The sequence below is a fragment of the Tepidanaerobacter sp. GT38 genome (assembly GCF_021991635.1).
GTDB lineage: Bacteria > Bacillota > Thermosediminibacteria > Thermosediminibacterales > Tepidanaerobacteraceae > DTU063.
Map to the genome: position 1 here is coordinate 1 of NZ_JAFFJA010000050.1, position 14982 is coordinate 14982.

The following is a 14982-nucleotide window of genomic DNA, read 5'->3' on the forward strand; positions in this document are numbered from 1 at the left end:
TTTTTTCTTTTGCTGTTAAATACAATATTTAATAAATTTGTAACGTGTTTTGTTGTTTTTATTTTATGCCAAAGGTGACATTTTCACTGAATAAAAATCACGCCTTTTAGGTGACATTTTCAAAGATTATTGACAGAGGCTTTTTAATAATTTGTATAGATGAGCCAGAGATTCGTTATTTGAAAAAGTAAATTCCACCCCTAGATTTTATGGAGTGGAAGTAACTTTTGCAGTTCTTTTGTTGAACCTATATTAACTTTAAAAAATAGATTACAGGATATTAGTCCATGAGAAATCATTAATCTACCACGTGCACCCGAATCAGGTTTGTGGTGCCAGTCACATTAACAGGTACTCCAGCTGTTATTACAACCAGATCACCGCTTTTAACCATTCCAGAAGTCACTGCCCCTTTTAATGCTTCGTGAAACATTTCGTCGGTTGTTGATGTTTTATTTACTTTAAGAGGCATCACACCTCGTATAAGCTGAAGTGTCTTTATGACTTTCTCATTATAAGTTACAGCTATAATGGGGGCTTTTGGCCTAAACTTTGCCACTGCTCTAGCTGTATATCCAGATTTGGTAGAAGTGATAATGGCTTTTGCTCCAAGCTCAGAAGCAATTGAACACGTGGCATGGCTTATAGCATCGGTTATGGATTTTACAGTAATCTGTCTTTGCTTTCCAGCTTCGAGTGCGGCGATATCTGCCTTTTCCGCAATTTTAGCCATCATTGTCGCTGCTTCTACCGGATATTTACCTGCAGCGGTCTCACCCGACAGCATGATAGCATCGGTACCATCAAAGATAGCATTGGCAACGTCCGTAGCTTCAGCCCTTGTAGGTCTTGGATTTCTTATCATGGAATCAAGCATCTGCGTAGCAGTGATAACCGGTTTTCCTGCAATATTGCATTTGGAAATAATCTGTTTCTGAACTAAAGGCACTTCTTGAACCGGAATTTCAACACCTAAGTCTCCACGGGCTATCATAATGCCGTCTGCTACATCAATTATTTCGTCTATATTGTTTATACCTTCCTGATTTTCTATTTTTGCAATTATGTGTATATCACTGCCGCCGTTTTTATCTAATACTCGCCTTATTTCCCGCACATCATCAGCTTTTCGAACAAAAGAAGCTGCTACAAAGTCTGCACCCACCTTTACAGCAAACTGTAAATCTTCTATATCCCTTTGTGTCAATGCTGGTAAAGGCAATGATTTGTTAGGGATATTTACGCCCTGCCTGTCACCTATTTCTCCGCTATTTAAGACTGTGCAGATGACATTTTCCCCTTCTATCTTTTTTACACAAAGCTCTATTAGACCATCTGACAAAAGTATTTTTTCACCTGGCTCAACTGTTTTTGCGATATTATCAAAATTAATAAAAGCTATTTTTTCATCCCCAATTAAGGGTTTAGAAGTAAGTATAAATTCCTGACCCTTTTTTAGAGTAATTTTTCCTCCATAAAAAGTCCCCAATCTTATTTCAGGACCTTTAGTATCAAGTAATAAGGCCACATTAACTTTTAATTCTCCACAAACCTCTTTCAGTGCATTAATTCTTTTTCTATGCTCATCATGGGTTCCGTGTGACAGGTTGATTCGTGCTATATTCATGCCTGCCTTAATCAGTTGCTTTATTGTCTGCTTATCTTCACTGGAAGGACCAAGGGTGCATATAATTTTTGTCCTAAGCATTGCAATCCCTTCCCTTTACACTTATAATGACAGTATATCAGCCAGTTGGTATAGTTCCATATCTAATGGTTTTGGAGTCGAAAGTACTCTATCTATATCTGTTAAAACTAGCTCCCCATTTATTAAACCAATCATCTTATCTTTTACATTTTCTTTTAACAAATCAACCGCTTTTCCACCAAAACGGCTTGCTAATATCCTGTCATAGGCTGTAGGGGTGCCTCCTCTTTGCAAATGGCCAAGTATGATAACCCTTGTTTCTAAATTGGTCTTTTCTTTGATCACCTTGCCTACTTCAATACTACTTGCAGCGCCTTCTGCAACAACTATAATGCTGTGTAACTTTCCTCTTTTGTAGCCTGATTTAATTTTTTCACAAATAGCGTCTAAATCAAAAGGTATCTCCGGCACCAAGATAGCTTCTGCGCCACTTGCGAGACCAGTGTATAGAGCTAAATGGCCGGCATTTCTGCCCATAACTTCTACGACAAATGTTCTTTCATGAGATGTAGCGGTATCTCTAACTTTGTTTAGAGCATCAACAACCGTATTAACAGCAGTATCAAAACCTATACAGTTGTCAGTAAAAGCTATATCATTGTCGATGGTGGTTGGAATACCAATAGTTGGAATGCCCATATTAGATAGGACATTTGCACCTCTTAGGGAACCATCTCCTCCTATGACTACAACGCCCTCAATACCGAAAGCCTCTAAGTTTTTTAAAGCCTTTTCTTGACCTTCTTTTGTTTTAAATTCATCACACCTGGCAGTAAGCAGTATTGTTCCGCCTCGATGTAATATATCACCTACCGAGCTAATATCGAGCTTAACAAAATCAGAATTAATAAGTCCCATAAAGCCTCTGTGAACACCATAAACTTCTATGCCATAATGGGCTGCTTTTCGAACTATAGCTCTAACAGCTGCGTTCATTCCAGGTGCATCCCCGCCACTGGTAATTATTCCAATTCTCTTCATAGTATATATTTTCTCTCCTTTCAGGTTAAAAGGTTCTTCTCCAAAATTACATTTTGAGCCTCTTGAGCCTCAGATTCGGGGACAATAATTTCTATGCAACAACCGCGTCTTTTGCTTTTCATAACTTCTCTGGTCTTCACCAGTATGCCTTCTTCCTTTATTGCCTTTGCTACCCTATCAGCTGTTTCTCTATCAGTAGCAATATATATTACTGCCCACAAACCGACCGGCCTCCTTTTAGTGGTTTTATTAAAAACAAAACGTATTTACTAGCTCTTTACCATAAATTTATCCCAAAATACATAATTTCTCAAACCTGTTCTTTTAGCCAATAGGTTTAAATTATCAACAGATGCGTCTATTTTTTTGTCTAATAGGAAACTTTTTGCTGTCTCTTTAACGTATATAACAACCTGGGAGTTTCCCAAATTATTAGATATAACTTCTTTAACTTCATTTACATTTATGTTATCTTTATTTGAAACTATAAAAACAACTACGCCTCCCATGATGTCTTTGTCTAAAGGTCTTACTTCTTCCACAATCAATTTCGGTGCCTCATCTTCTTTACAATTAATTCTGCCTTTTATATACACTTTGGAATCGGGAAGCAATAAGTTTTTGTATTTTTCAAATACTGTGGGAAAAACTATAGCTTCCATATTCCCGGTTAGATCCTCTATATTTACAAAAGCCATAATTTTTTCATCTTTAGTGGTTTTTGTAATAATTCCGGTTATAATGCCGCCTATTACTACTTCTTCATTATCTTTTACGCTGTTTACCTTATCCTTATCTGCGATGTAATAAGTAACATTTTTTGCAAGTTCACTTTTGTATTCAGATAAAGGATGACCGCTAACGTATATACCAAGCATTTCCTTCTCCATTGCAAGTAGCTCGCTAGTTGAATATTCGGGTAAGTCAGGTAAAGTCTCTTGTGCTATAGAAACATCGTCTAGCATTTGGAAAAGGGATATTTGATTTTTCATGTTTTGTTTTTGCTGTTTTTGAACCCTTGCAAATGTTTCTTCGTAAATACTTAGAAGTTGTGAGCGTTTTGCTCCCAAAGATGTAAAAGCACCGCTTTTTATTAAACTTTCTAAAGCCTTTTTGTTAACTTCTCCGGAAACTTTTTCTATAAAATCTGCTAGCGAGGTAAACCTGCCTTTTTCTTTCCTGGCTTGAATAATAGCTTTTGCTACATTTTGTCCTACATTTTTTACTGCAGTAAGGCCAAAGCGTATTTTGTCCGATACTACCGTAAAGGCTTCGTAGCTTTCATTTATATCCGGAGGCAAGACCTCTATACCCATGTGACGACACTCATTTATATAATACGCCACTTTATCGGTGTTGTCCATAACACTAGTTAAAAGCGCTGCCATATATTCAACGGGAAAGTGAGCCTTTAAGTATGCCGTCTGATACGCTATAACTGCATAAGCGGCTGTGTGGGCTTTATTAAAACCGTAACCGGCAAAATACGAAATTTCATCGAAAATTTTACCAGCCGTTATTTTGTCTATACCGTTTTTTATACAGCCGTTTATGAAAGATTCCCTTTGGGCAGCCATGACGTCCTGCTTCTTTTTGCCCATGGCTTTTCTCAAAATATCCGCCTGTGCCAACGAAAAACCGGCCAACTCCTGAGCAATTTTCATGGCCTGTTCTTGATAGAGAATGATACCATAGGTTTCGGATAAAATAGGTTCTAACTTTGGATGTAAATATTTAATGGGTTTTAGGCCGTTTTTGCTTTTTATAAAATCGTCAGCAGCACCACTGCCGAGAGGCCCTGGACGGTATAGGCCAATAATTGCTACAACATCCTGAAAGGTTTCCGGTTTTAACTCTGTAAGCAAATTTCTCATGCCGGAACTTTCCAATTGAAAAACCCCGGCCGTATTTCCTTGGCTCAGCATCTCATATACTTTTTTATCATTTAAAGGAAGTTTATCTAGATTTATATCTTTATTTTTGGTGCGACGGATAATGTTAATAGCATCCCTTATCACCGTAAGGGTCCGCAGACCTAAAAAGTCCATTTTTAAAAGCCCCAGCTCTTCAAGGGCAGTCATGGTATACTGTGTCGTTATATTTGAGTCGCCTAGCTTATGTAAAGGAACATGTTCAACAATTGGATCTTTGGATATGACCACACCTGCTGCATGGGTTGAAGCGTGCCGTGGAAAACCTTCAAGGGCTTTCGCTATATCAATAAGCCGCTTTACTCTCTCATTTTCATCGTATAGCTTTTTTAGCTCCGGATTTAATGACAGGGCATTTTCAATAGTTATTCCAAGTTCTGCAGGTACCATTTTTGCAATTTTATCTACTTCAGCATAAGGATACCCCATGACTCGTCCTACATCTCGTATGGCAGCCCTAGCTGCCATGGTACCGAATGTTACGATTTGAGCTACTCTATCTTGGCCATACTTTTGGACCACATAGTCTATGACCTCCTGCCTGCGCTCATAACAAAAATCCACATCTATATCGGGCATGGATATTCTTTCTGGATTTAAAAAGCGTTCAAACAGAAGATTATACTTTAGCGGGTCAATATTTGTAATATATAAACAATAAGCAACCAGGCTACCAGCAGCTGACCCTCTTCCGGGTCCCACCATTATGCCCTTTTGCCTGGCATAGTTGATAAAATCCCACACAATTAAAAAGTAACTGGAATACCCCATTTTTTTTATAGTATCAAGTTCATAATCCAGTCTTTCTTTTATTTCCGATGTTATTTCTGGAAATCTTTCTCTAGCCCCTTTGTAACAAAGTTGTTCCAGATATTCGTCTTGGGTATATCCATCTGGAACTTGAAAGCTTGGCAAATGTATGGTACCAAAATCCAAAGTCACGTTACACCTTTCGGCTATTTTAACGGTATTTTCAATAGCTTCAGGAATATACGAAAAAAGACTTGCCATCTCATCAGAAGACTTTAAATAAAACTCAGAACTTTCAAATCTCATTCGATTTTCATCGTCCAAAGTCTTTCCTGTTTGTATGCACAACAGTACATCTTGTGCAAGGGCATCATCTTTTTGAATATAATGAACATCATTTGTAGCAACTAAAGGAATTCCGGTTTCCTGGCTCAAGCTAATCAGGTCATTAATTATTTTCCGCTGATCCAAGAGGCCGTGATCCTGAACTTCTATGAAAAAATTATCATCTCCAAAAATCGATTTAAACTGTAAAGCAGTGCTTTTTGCCCCTTCGTAATTACCTTTTAAAAGTAAAGAAGGAATCTTGCCAGCAAGACAAGCGCTTAATGCAATAAGACCTTCTGAATATTTGGCGATAACCGACATGTCAACTCTAGGCTTATAATAAAAACCTTCGGTGAACCCCAGTGAAACGAGTTTCATCAGGTTTTTATAACCTTGATTATCTTTTGCCAAAAGCACTAAATGGTACTGTTCTTCATCAACACCGGGCTCTTTATCGTGCATGGTTCGCTCTGCTACATATACTTCAGAGCCAATAATTGGTTTTATGCCGTAGGAATGCATGGTTTTATAAAAATCTATTACGCCATACATTACTCCGTGGTCGGTAATAGCACAGCTTTCCATGCCCAGCTCTGACAGGCGTCTAGCCAGCTTGTCTATTTCGCAAGCACCGTCCAAGAGACTGTAATTTGTGTGAACGTGTAAATGTACAAAATCTCCCACGGAACTCACCTACCTGTCAATTACCCTCACAGAAATGATAGATTTAGCAACTAAATTTCCTTCGTAGATTACATTTATTTCAGCTTTTCCAGACTTTCGGCCCATATCAATTATTTTGGCTTCAACTTCTATATCCTGTTCCAATTGAACGGGTTTTGTAAAATATACTGTGCAACTATCCAAGACAGTATCCAGCCTCTTTTGCACTCTAAACACTTCAGAACCCGCATTAGCCATAATGGTCATAAGTGCTCCACTGCTTGCGACGCCCTGTGGGTTTAACATGACAGGATCTGTCTTACCTCTGAGCCTTACTCCATTTTCGATTTTGGTCAAAGAAAATCGATTCATGACTATACCATCTACGGTTTCGCCTATTTGAGGTTGAAAACTCAATTGTTGGAAGGCTTTTATAGCATCTTTTTTGGTCAGAATTCCTACCAGTTTTTTGTTCTCCACTACTGGTATGAGCTTTATATCTTCCCACACCATCAATCGCGTTGCATGGGCAATAGGGGTATCTTTTGTAAGTACTATTGGGTCTTTGCTCATTATATCCTTTATTAAAACATTGTCATCTAGACTAGAAATATCATTATTGGTAACAATACCGCAGACTCTCATGTCTTTGTTGACAACGGGAAATTTGCTGTGTCTTGTGGCTTTGTACAACTTTCGCCAATCACCAACAGTAGCATCTATAGTTAAATAATCAGGATCTGGAACCATAGCATCTTTAACTCTGACCACATCTTTTCTCACTAATCTCTTATAAAGAGCCCTGTTTATAATAGTAGCTACTGTAAAAGTATCATATGATGAGGAAAGTAGTGGCAGTCCGGTTTTGTCTGCAAGCTTTATAACTTCATCATCTACGCCAAACCCACCGGTTACCAGCACTGCAGCCCCCAATTTCAAAGCAAGCATTTGTGCATCTTTGCGGTTGCCAACTATTAAAAGGCTTTCAGGCTCAATAAACTTGTCCATTTCTTTTACTTCCATAGCACCTATAAGGAACTTGCTAAGGGTCTTATGGAGGCCGGTTTTTCCGCCTAGAACACTGCCTTCTACAATATTTGCAACTTCTGCAAAAGATAAATGTATTATTGCTTCATCGGTCTTTTTTTCTATGCGAATAGTACCTTGTCTAGGCATTGTACAAACATAACCAGCCAGCTGGGCGTCTTTAATAGCTCTATATGCTGTACCCTCACTTACATCTAAATGACTTGCCAGCTGCCTAACTGATATCTTGGTGCCTACTTTTAAATTTTTGATGTATTCAATTATTCGGGCGTGTTTTGTCATAACACAATCCACCTTTGAACCATTATACTCAAGTTAAAAGCTACCGTCACGGTGTCACGGTAGCTTTTAAATTTATTCCTCACCAAATTTACTTTCTATTAGTTCCACTAATTTTTTTACTGCATCTTGTTCATCTTCACCTTGAGCGGATATAGTAATCTCAGTTCCCTGGCTTACTGCAAGAGACATAACACCCATAATACTTTTAGCGTTTACCTTTTTGCCCTGCTTTTCTATAAAAATTTCGGACTTGAATTTGTTGGCTGTTTGAACAAAAAGTGCTGCGGGTCTTGCATGAAGCCCTGTTTTGTTTTTAACGATTACGTTTTGTTGAAACATTAGATAATTCCCCTTTCGTAGACTGTAATTTGGAAGCTAAGTCTTCAATTTTTTTTAATCTATAACTCACTCCGGATTTGCCCAAAACTGGGTCCATCATTTGACCTAATTCTTTTAAACTCAAATCCGGATATTCAAGCCTGAGTTCCGCAATCTGTCTTAGTTTTTCGGGTAATTTATCAAAGAGGTTGTTTTCCTTAAAATAATTAATACTTGCGATTTGCCTAACCGAAGCATCTATGGTCTTGTTGAGGTTGGCCGTTTCACAGTTTACTATGCGATTGACGCTGTTTCGCATGTCTTTTAATACCCTAACATCTTCATATTTTAAAAGACTATTATGTGCGCCCATAAGCCCAAGAATGTCTGAAATATGGTCCCCATCTTTTAGGTAAATCATATAACTGGTTTTGCGCTCAACAACATTTGACTTTAAGCCAAAATAATCAATAATTTTAATTAAAGTCTTAGCCATATCTTCATCTTGGGTTACAAATTCCATATGATAAGGCCCCTTGGGATTGCTAATGGAACCACCGCCCAAAAAAGCTCCCCGCAAAAAAGACCTTTTGCAACAGTCTTTTTTTATTAAGTTTTGATTCATAATAGCTTTATTAAGCTCTATGCTTTCTTTTTGGGGTATTATTCCAAGTTCCTCTAATAGACTTTTACAATATTTCGTATCAATTGTAATGATGTACAATCTTTTATCCTTCAAAAAACTATTTCTTTTAACGGCAATCTGAATAGGAGATGGAAAATTTTTGCGAAATAGCCTGTAAACTCTTCGAGCTGTAGGGGGGTGTACAGTTTGAACTTGAAGTAATACCTTCTTTTCACCGCCCACTATTCTAATAGTTCCGGCCATTTGAACAAGCGCCGCCAGCTCTGCTTTCTGGCAACAGCTTTCGGAGGGTTGACGGGATAACTCTTCTTTGACATCATAAGAAAAAGACACACCCTCACCTCATTCCTTAATTCTACATAAATTTTTAAAAACCTTCAATAATATCAATATCTATTTAATTAATTCCATAATAACTTTTGACAACAATTCTGGGCTGTGGCGCACCACATCAGTAGGATTTATCACAGAAGCCGTAACGACTTTATATCCCATTGCCTCTATAACTTCTCTGTCACACTCAACAGGGGTAGCCCCATCTAACAAATAGCGCGACAATAGATAATCTGGAATTTGGCCTGAATTGATGATTACAGAATCTATCACATCGGGACTTGAATGATTAACAACAGCTTTAACATGATCTGAAGCTGAATATCCATCAGTCTCTCCTGGCTGTGTCATTACATTTACCACATAAATTTTTTTTGCCTTTGATTTTGATATGGCTAAAGTGATATCTTTTACGAGAAGATTTGGAATTAAACTTGTGTAAAGGCTCCCTGGACCTAATATTATGGCATCGGCTGCTTGTATAGCATCCAAAGCCTCATCTAAAGGTTTGGCATCAGAAGGTTTTAACAATATCTGTTTAATTCGCTTTCTTGAATTAGGAATTTGAGACTCACCACTCGCTTTGTCACCGTCTTCATACACAGCTTCTAAAATAACATCATCTAAAGTTGAAGGTAAAACTGTTCCCTTAACAGCAAGGACCTTACTTGACTCCTTTATGGCAAGTTCAAAGTCGCCTAACATTTCTGTCATAGCAGCTAAAAATAAATTTCCAAAACTGTGCCCTTTTAAAGTACCGCTGCTAAAACGATACTGAAATAACTGCTCCATAAGGGGTTCAGTATAGGCAAGAGCTAATAGACAATTTCTAATATCTCCAGGTGGAGGTATCTTTAGCTCGTCTCTAAGTCTACCTGAGCTTCCTCCGTCATCTGCTACAGTTACAATAGCTGTCAGACTATCTGTATAGAACTTTAAACCTCTGAGTAGATTAGGAAGGCCAGTGCCTCCCCCTAAACATACTATTTTAGGAAACATAGTTTCAACTCCGATCTTTATTTATGTCTCTATGATCCACAATGACTCTATGATGGCTCGCCTTTAACATTGCTGCTATTTCATTTGCAAATACTACAGAGCGATGTCTTCCCCCGGTACAGCCAATTCCTATCACCAACTGAACCTTACCTTCTCTTATATAATATGGGATGAGATATTGTATCATATCAAATAACATTTTGAGAAATTGTCTGCTTTCAGGCCATTTCATCACAAAATCTCTTACTTTTTGGTCTTTACCTGAGTATGGCCGTAGATCTTCTATATAGTAAGGATTTGGTATAAATCTCACATCAAAAATCAGATCTGCGTCTAAAGGAATTCCCTGTTTAAAGCCAAATGATACCAGATTTATTATGAGCTGTTCCTCTTTCTCCCGCTCAATAAATCTCATAATAATTTCTTCTTTAAGCTCTGAGGGTTTTTTAAAGGAAGTATCAATTATATAATCTGCCGCTTCACGCAGTTTCGACATTATCTGTCGTTCGGAAGTTATGCCTTCGACAATACGTCCTTCAAGTGCTAACGGATGGCGCCGGCGACTTTCTTTGTACCGTTTTATAAGCACTTCATCTGAAGCTTCTAAAAACAATATTTCATAATCAAATCCTAAGTCCGAAATTTCCTTTAAACTTTCAAAAAGCTTGTCAAAAAAACCTCCGCCCCTGATATCTATAACTAAAGCTATCTTGCTGATTCGTTTTATACTCTGACTGCAAAGTTCGATAAAAGTAGGAATTAAGGCAGGTGGTAGATTATCTACGCAAAAATAGCCATGATCCTCAAATACTCTCATAGCAAGTGTCTTGCCTGCCCCGGAAAGGCCTGTAATAATCATAAGCTTTAAATCATTCATATGTTTCACCCCTTTACATTAGCTCCAATCTCTCAACAAATTATTCAGCGTTGATTATGTCATCTTCACTTAATCCCACTTCTTTAACGATCTCCAAGGCCCTTTTAAAATTACCCACATTTTTAGGGTGATGTGCATCGCTGCCAATTGCAAATTTTGCTCCACAAGCTTTAGCGATCGCAATATACTCTTTTGTCATGTATCCGTGGCCCGCATTAATCTCAAGCGCCGTACCATATTTGGCAGCAGCTTGTGCCAGTTTAGCAGTGTCTATAGGCAGGTGTAGCCCTGGATGAGTAATAATTTTTATTTTGTTTTTGCTAATTGCTCTTATAAGGGCTAGAGTATTTTGCCTCATGACCTTTTCCAAAAGCCAATTACTTCCTACCGCCCTAGCGAGGACATTTTCAAAAAGGAGACTAAGACCATCTTTAAAGCTGCGTGGCCAGATTAAAGGATGCAAGCCTACCATTGTATAATCAAGTATCGAAAGAACCTCATTGGGAATGTCTAAGTCGCCGTCGAGACTTATTACATTTGCTTCACAGCCTAAAAGTATCTTTATATTTTTATATTTTGACTTTAATCTCTCTATCTCATCGCGCATTTTGTAAAAATCTTTAAGCTTTATGCGTAGGCCTATGTTGCCGGGGCCGTGTTCAGAAATTCCAACAGCGCGTAGCCCTTTTTCAATAGCTGCCTTTACATTTTGTTCGATTGTGCCTGTACCATGGCTGTATCTAGTATGCGTATGGTAATCGGCCCATATTTTCATAAAAGTCCTCCTTATAACAGTATAATATATATCATCTGTAAAATCTATGAGAAAAAAATTAGGCTTGGTAAACGCTTAAGATTTGCTATAATTAAACTAGAAGCTTTGATGTTAAGGAGGCTGTTGTATGAACGTCTATGACGCTGCACATCAGCTTGCAAGGAGTTTAATTGAATGTCCCGAGTACATAGAGTTTAAGAGAGCAAAAGAAAGTCTAAAACAAGATGCTCAAGCGGAAAAAATGTTAAAAGACCTAAGAAGCAAACAAATTGAGGTACAGACCCTTAAGCTTACAGGAAAACCTGCCGATGAAGCTGAAAAAATGCTACAAAATCTATACAATATTATTTCCCACAATTCACTGTTAAAACGTTATTTAGAAGCAGAAGAACGATTTGCTGTGTTGTTTTCAGATATTCAAAACATAATTATGAAAGGGATAGATCTGGACATAGATTTAGACAAATAAAAATATCGCCAGACTTCCAAGTTCTTGAAGTCTGGCGGCTTATCACCAATTCAAAGCTTTAAAATCCATGTAGCAGTAGAAAAATAGACAAAAAGCCCTACAATATCAAGGATGGAGGTTACCAACGGCCCTGAAGCTACGGCAGGATCATGCCCCAGTTTGTACCATACAAGGGGAATAAATGCACCTAACATGGCGGCAAGGGTTAGATTAAAGATCATTGCGAGTCCTACTACAACGCCCAATAACATTTCACCTTGCCAGGTATATGTTATAGCAGCCACCAAAAACCCGTTTGCAATTCCTAAAATTATCCCAACGGTAGCTTCTCGAAGAACATTTTTTGCTATGGAGGAAGTGTTCATTTCTCCGGTGGCAAGCCCTCTTACCATAATAGCTGCGGACTGTGTACCTACATTTCCACCCATATCCATAAGTACTGGAATAAAAAACGACAAAGCCACTATAGTCTGTAAAGCAGCAGAAAAGTCATCAATGACCCTGCCTGAAATAATCTCGCCAGCTATAGCTAATAAAATCCACGGCAGCCTGCGCTTTGCTCGTGCCCAGGGTGAAACCTCTCCCACATCAATTCGCTCATCTGCATTAGATCCTGATAACTTCAGTATGTCTTCTGTGGTTTCTTCTTCAACTACCGTCATCGCATCATCAACAGTAACTATGCCTAACAGGACATCGTCATCGTCTACAACTGGTAGTGCCAAAAAACCGTATTTTTTAATAAGTCTTGCGACTTCTTCCTGGTCCTGTAAGGCGTTTACTTTTTTTACATCTGTCTGCATAAAATCTTCAATAGGAGTTTCCTCCGGAGCTAAAATTAAATCACGAAGCGAAACGACGCCTACAAGTCTTCCCTGAGAATCTACCGCATAAACATAATAGATTGTCTCTGCATCAATGGCCATCTCTGCCAATTTGTTTAGGACATCTTTGGCCCTTTCCTCTTTGGGGAATGCAACATATTCTGTTGTCATTCGGCCTCCGGCAGAGTTTTTTGCATAGGCCAATAAATCTATTAAGTCAGTCTGCTTGTTTTCTCCTAGTAGAGATAGTATTCGTCTTTTTTCTTGATCTTCTAAATCACCCAGCAAGTCTGCCACATCATCTACTGGCATTTCCCGGATGAGCTTACGTGCATAACTGTGTTCTACATTTGTCAAAATAAAGTATTTTCTGTGCGAGTCTATTTCTTCTAAAACCTGAAGGGCAGCATCGAATTCTAATGCTGAAAACAGATTTATGCTTTCATCTTCTGAAAGCTCTTCAATTATTTGGGCTATATCAACAGGATGATATTGCTCAAGTATCGAGTTTAATTGGTCATAATTTTTTTCTTCTAGAGCAGCTTGAATTTGTTCAATTTGACTCATGCCAGCACCTCCTTTACGGTGCTGACAACAGCCGGTGAGATTACGTCAATAAGATGAGTTGAAATTGTAAAATATATTGCAAGGGTTGATATATCCACAATTGTGGTTATGAAAGGACCGGAGGCCACAGCGGGATCAATATTTAAAATGCGAAATATTAAAGGCACAAGAATTCCTATTAGTGATGCAAGTATTAAGGAAAGGCCCATTGAAAGGCCTACAGCCATACTTAACTGAGCATTATTTTGCCATACATATGCTAGAATTGATACTATTGCTCCACATATTACACCAAGTTGTAAGCCTGCCAGAGTTTCTCCTGCGATAAATCGGAATAAATTCTTTCTGGTCAATTCTTCTGTAGCCATACTGCGAACAGATAATGCCAGTGATTGAGTGCCTACATTTCCGCCTGTGGCCATAAGGACCGGAATGAAAAAGGCCAAGGCAACCACAGACTCAAGTACATGAGAAAACCCATCTATAACTTTGCCTGATAACAAGTCGCCTATAAGGCATACGACAAGCCACAAAATCCGCTTCCTTGAAGCACCCCAAATAGTCTTTGAAAAAGCTATATCTTCTTCAGGAGTAATACCTGCTAGCCTGTGAATGTCTTCGGTGTCTTCTTCCTCCAATACCTCCATTGCATCGTCAACCGTTACGATGCCCAGCAGCCGATTTGATTCATTCACCACCGGAACAGCAAGTAGAGAATATTTGGATATGATTTTAGCTACTTCTTCCTGATCCTTATCCACATTTACGGATACGACATTTGTATGCATTATCTCTTCAATTTTTTTGTCCCTTGGAGCTGTAATCAGTTCTCTTAAAGACAGTACCCCTTTTAGATGTTTGTTGTTGTCAACCACATAGATGTAATAAATTGTTTCTGCTTTATTGCCAAACTGGCGCACATCTGAAATAGCCTGACTAACAGTGGCGTCTGAAAAAACATATACGTAGTCCGTAGTCATAAGGCCGCCGGCGGTATCTTCTGCCATTTTAAGAAGGGATTTTAGCTCCTCATAGTCTTCTTTGGGAAGCTTTCTCAAAAGACTTTCAGCCTGGGCCGTAGGCATTTCTTGAAAAAGGTCTATAATTTCATCTACTGACATGTTTTCCAAAATTTTTATGGTTTCTGCCTCGGTCATCTCTTCAATGATGGAAAGCCGATCATGAGGCTCAAATTCTTCCAATACTTCTGCAGCCTTAGAACTTGTCATCATTTGAAAAAACAGCTTTTTGTTGCCGTTTTTGATTTCACTAAGTATTTGGGCTATGTCTGCCGGGTGAAGATTGGCCAGTATTTTATGTGCTTCGGCACTCTTATTAAGCACGAGGTGCTTAATAAGAAGTATGTCCTTTTTTGGAAGCAACATTGTCCCTCCTTTTCAAGAGGTCCATCTACACCGCAGCAGCAGCGGTAAGATAGACCTCTTTAATATTATGTTTTATTAAGTATTGACTAGGATCTGGGTC

General features: G+C 38.5%; 13 protein-coding genes. 1 reads left to right on the plus strand and 12 read right to left on the minus strand.

From position 1 onward, the window contains the following. Window positions 1-298: 298 nt before the first annotated feature. The 10 genes from pyk to JT739_RS07675 all read right to left on the minus strand — a co-directional run bounded on the left by pyk (window position 299) and on the right by JT739_RS07675 (window position 11637). Complete coding sequence (pyk, locus tag JT739_RS07630) at window positions 299-1708, minus strand: pyruvate kinase (protein WP_237660511.1); 1410 nt, start codon at window positions 1706-1708, stop codon at window positions 299-301. Between the two features lie 21 nt (window positions 1709-1729). Then, window positions 1730-2689, minus strand: coding sequence for a 6-phosphofructokinase (gene pfkA / locus JT739_RS07635; protein WP_237660512.1), 960 nt, complete (start codon window positions 2687-2689; stop codon window positions 1730-1732). Between the two features lie 20 nt (window positions 2690-2709). Next, on the minus strand, window positions 2710-2910 hold the full coding sequence (locus tag JT739_RS07640) for a hypothetical protein (protein WP_237660513.1): 201 nt from the start codon (window positions 2908-2910) through the stop codon (window positions 2710-2712). 48 nt (window positions 2911-2958) lie between these two features. Beyond that, window positions 2959-6381 carry a DNA polymerase III subunit alpha gene (locus tag JT739_RS07645; protein WP_237660514.1) on the minus strand — a complete coding sequence of 1141 codons (3423 nt, stop codon included), beginning with the start codon at window positions 6379-6381 and terminating at the stop codon, window positions 2959-2961. Window positions 6382-6390: 9 nt separating this feature from the next. Beyond that, window positions 6391-7689: a DRTGG domain-containing protein gene (locus tag JT739_RS07650; protein ID WP_237660515.1), complete on the minus strand. Its 1299-nt coding sequence runs from the start codon at window positions 7687-7689 to the stop codon at window positions 6391-6393. Between the two features lie 72 nt (window positions 7690-7761). Beyond that, window positions 7762-8028 (minus strand): HPr family phosphocarrier protein, encoded by a 267-nt coding sequence (locus tag JT739_RS07655; RefSeq protein ID WP_237660516.1) that lies wholly within the window; start codon window positions 8026-8028, stop codon window positions 7762-7764. Next, entirely contained in the window at window positions 8003-8986 is a 984-nt protein-coding gene (whiA, locus tag JT739_RS07660; RefSeq protein ID WP_237660517.1) for a DNA-binding protein WhiA, read from the minus strand. Before whiA ends, JT739_RS07655 begins: the two co-directional genes overlap by 26 nt. 60 nt (window positions 8987-9046) lie before the next feature. After that, window positions 9047-9985 (minus strand): YvcK family protein, encoded by a 939-nt coding sequence (yvcK, locus tag JT739_RS07665; protein WP_237660518.1) that lies wholly within the window; start codon window positions 9983-9985, stop codon window positions 9047-9049. 4 nt (window positions 9986-9989) lie between these two features. Further along, entirely contained in the window at window positions 9990-10862 is an 873-nt protein-coding gene (rapZ, locus tag JT739_RS07670; protein ID WP_237660519.1) for an RNase adapter RapZ, read from the minus strand. A 40-nt stretch (window positions 10863-10902) separates the two neighbouring features. Next, window positions 10903-11637 (minus strand): PHP domain-containing protein, encoded by a 735-nt coding sequence (locus JT739_RS07675; RefSeq protein WP_237660520.1) that lies wholly within the window; start codon window positions 11635-11637, stop codon window positions 10903-10905. A 127-nt stretch (window positions 11638-11764) separates the two neighbouring features. On the opposite strand from JT739_RS07675, the gene JT739_RS07680 reads away from it, so the two are divergent. Beyond that, entirely contained in the window at window positions 11765-12106 is a 342-nt protein-coding gene (locus JT739_RS07680) for a YlbF family regulator (protein ID WP_237660521.1), read from the plus strand. 50 nt (window positions 12107-12156) lie between these two features. On the opposite strand, the gene mgtE (JT739_RS07685) is transcribed toward JT739_RS07680, so the two are convergent. Beyond that, window positions 12157-13497: a magnesium transporter gene (mgtE, locus tag JT739_RS07685; protein ID WP_237660522.1), complete on the minus strand. Its 1341-nt coding sequence runs from the start codon at window positions 13495-13497 to the stop codon at window positions 12157-12159. Then, on the minus strand, window positions 13494-14882 hold the full coding sequence (mgtE, locus tag JT739_RS07690) for a magnesium transporter (RefSeq protein ID WP_237660523.1): 1389 nt from the start codon (window positions 14880-14882) through the stop codon (window positions 13494-13496). The genes mgtE (JT739_RS07685) and mgtE (JT739_RS07690) overlap by 4 nt, the downstream gene beginning before the upstream one ends. Window positions 14883-14982 lie beyond the last annotated feature (100 nt).

Bases quoted from the DNA above. Each gene is read 5' to 3' on its own strand.
- JT739_RS07655 (WP_237660516.1), bottom strand. From the start codon at position 8,028: ATGTTTCAACAAAACGTAATCGTTAAAAACAAAACAGGGCTTCATGCA.
- mgtE (WP_237660523.1), bottom strand. From the start codon at position 14,882: ATGTTGCTTCCAAAAAAGGACATACTTCTTATTAAGCACCTCGTGCTT.
- yvcK (WP_237660518.1), bottom strand. From the start codon at position 9,985: ATGTTTCCTAAAATAGTATGTTTAGGGGGAGGCACTGGCCTTCCTAAT.
- rapZ (WP_237660519.1), bottom strand. From the start codon at position 10,862: ATGAATGATTTAAAGCTTATGATTATTACAGGCCTTTCCGGGGCAGGC.
- JT739_RS07680 (WP_237660521.1), top strand. From the start codon at position 11,765: ATGAACGTCTATGACGCTGCACATCAGCTTGCAAGGAGTTTAATTGAA.
- JT739_RS07650 (WP_237660515.1), bottom strand. From the start codon at position 7,689: ATGACAAAACACGCCCGAATAATTGAATACATCAAAAATTTAAAAGTA.
- JT739_RS07675 (WP_237660520.1), bottom strand. From the start codon at position 11,637: ATGAAAATATGGGCCGATTACCATACGCATACTAGATACAGCCATGGT.
- mgtE (WP_237660522.1), bottom strand. From the start codon at position 13,497: ATGAGTCAAATTGAACAAATTCAAGCTGCTCTAGAAGAAAAAAATTAT.
- pyk (WP_237660511.1), bottom strand. From the start codon at position 1,708: ATGCTTAGGACAAAAATTATATGCACCCTTGGTCCTTCCAGTGAAGAT.
- pfkA (WP_237660512.1), bottom strand. From the start codon at position 2,689: ATGAAGAGAATTGGAATAATTACCAGTGGCGGGGATGCACCTGGAATG.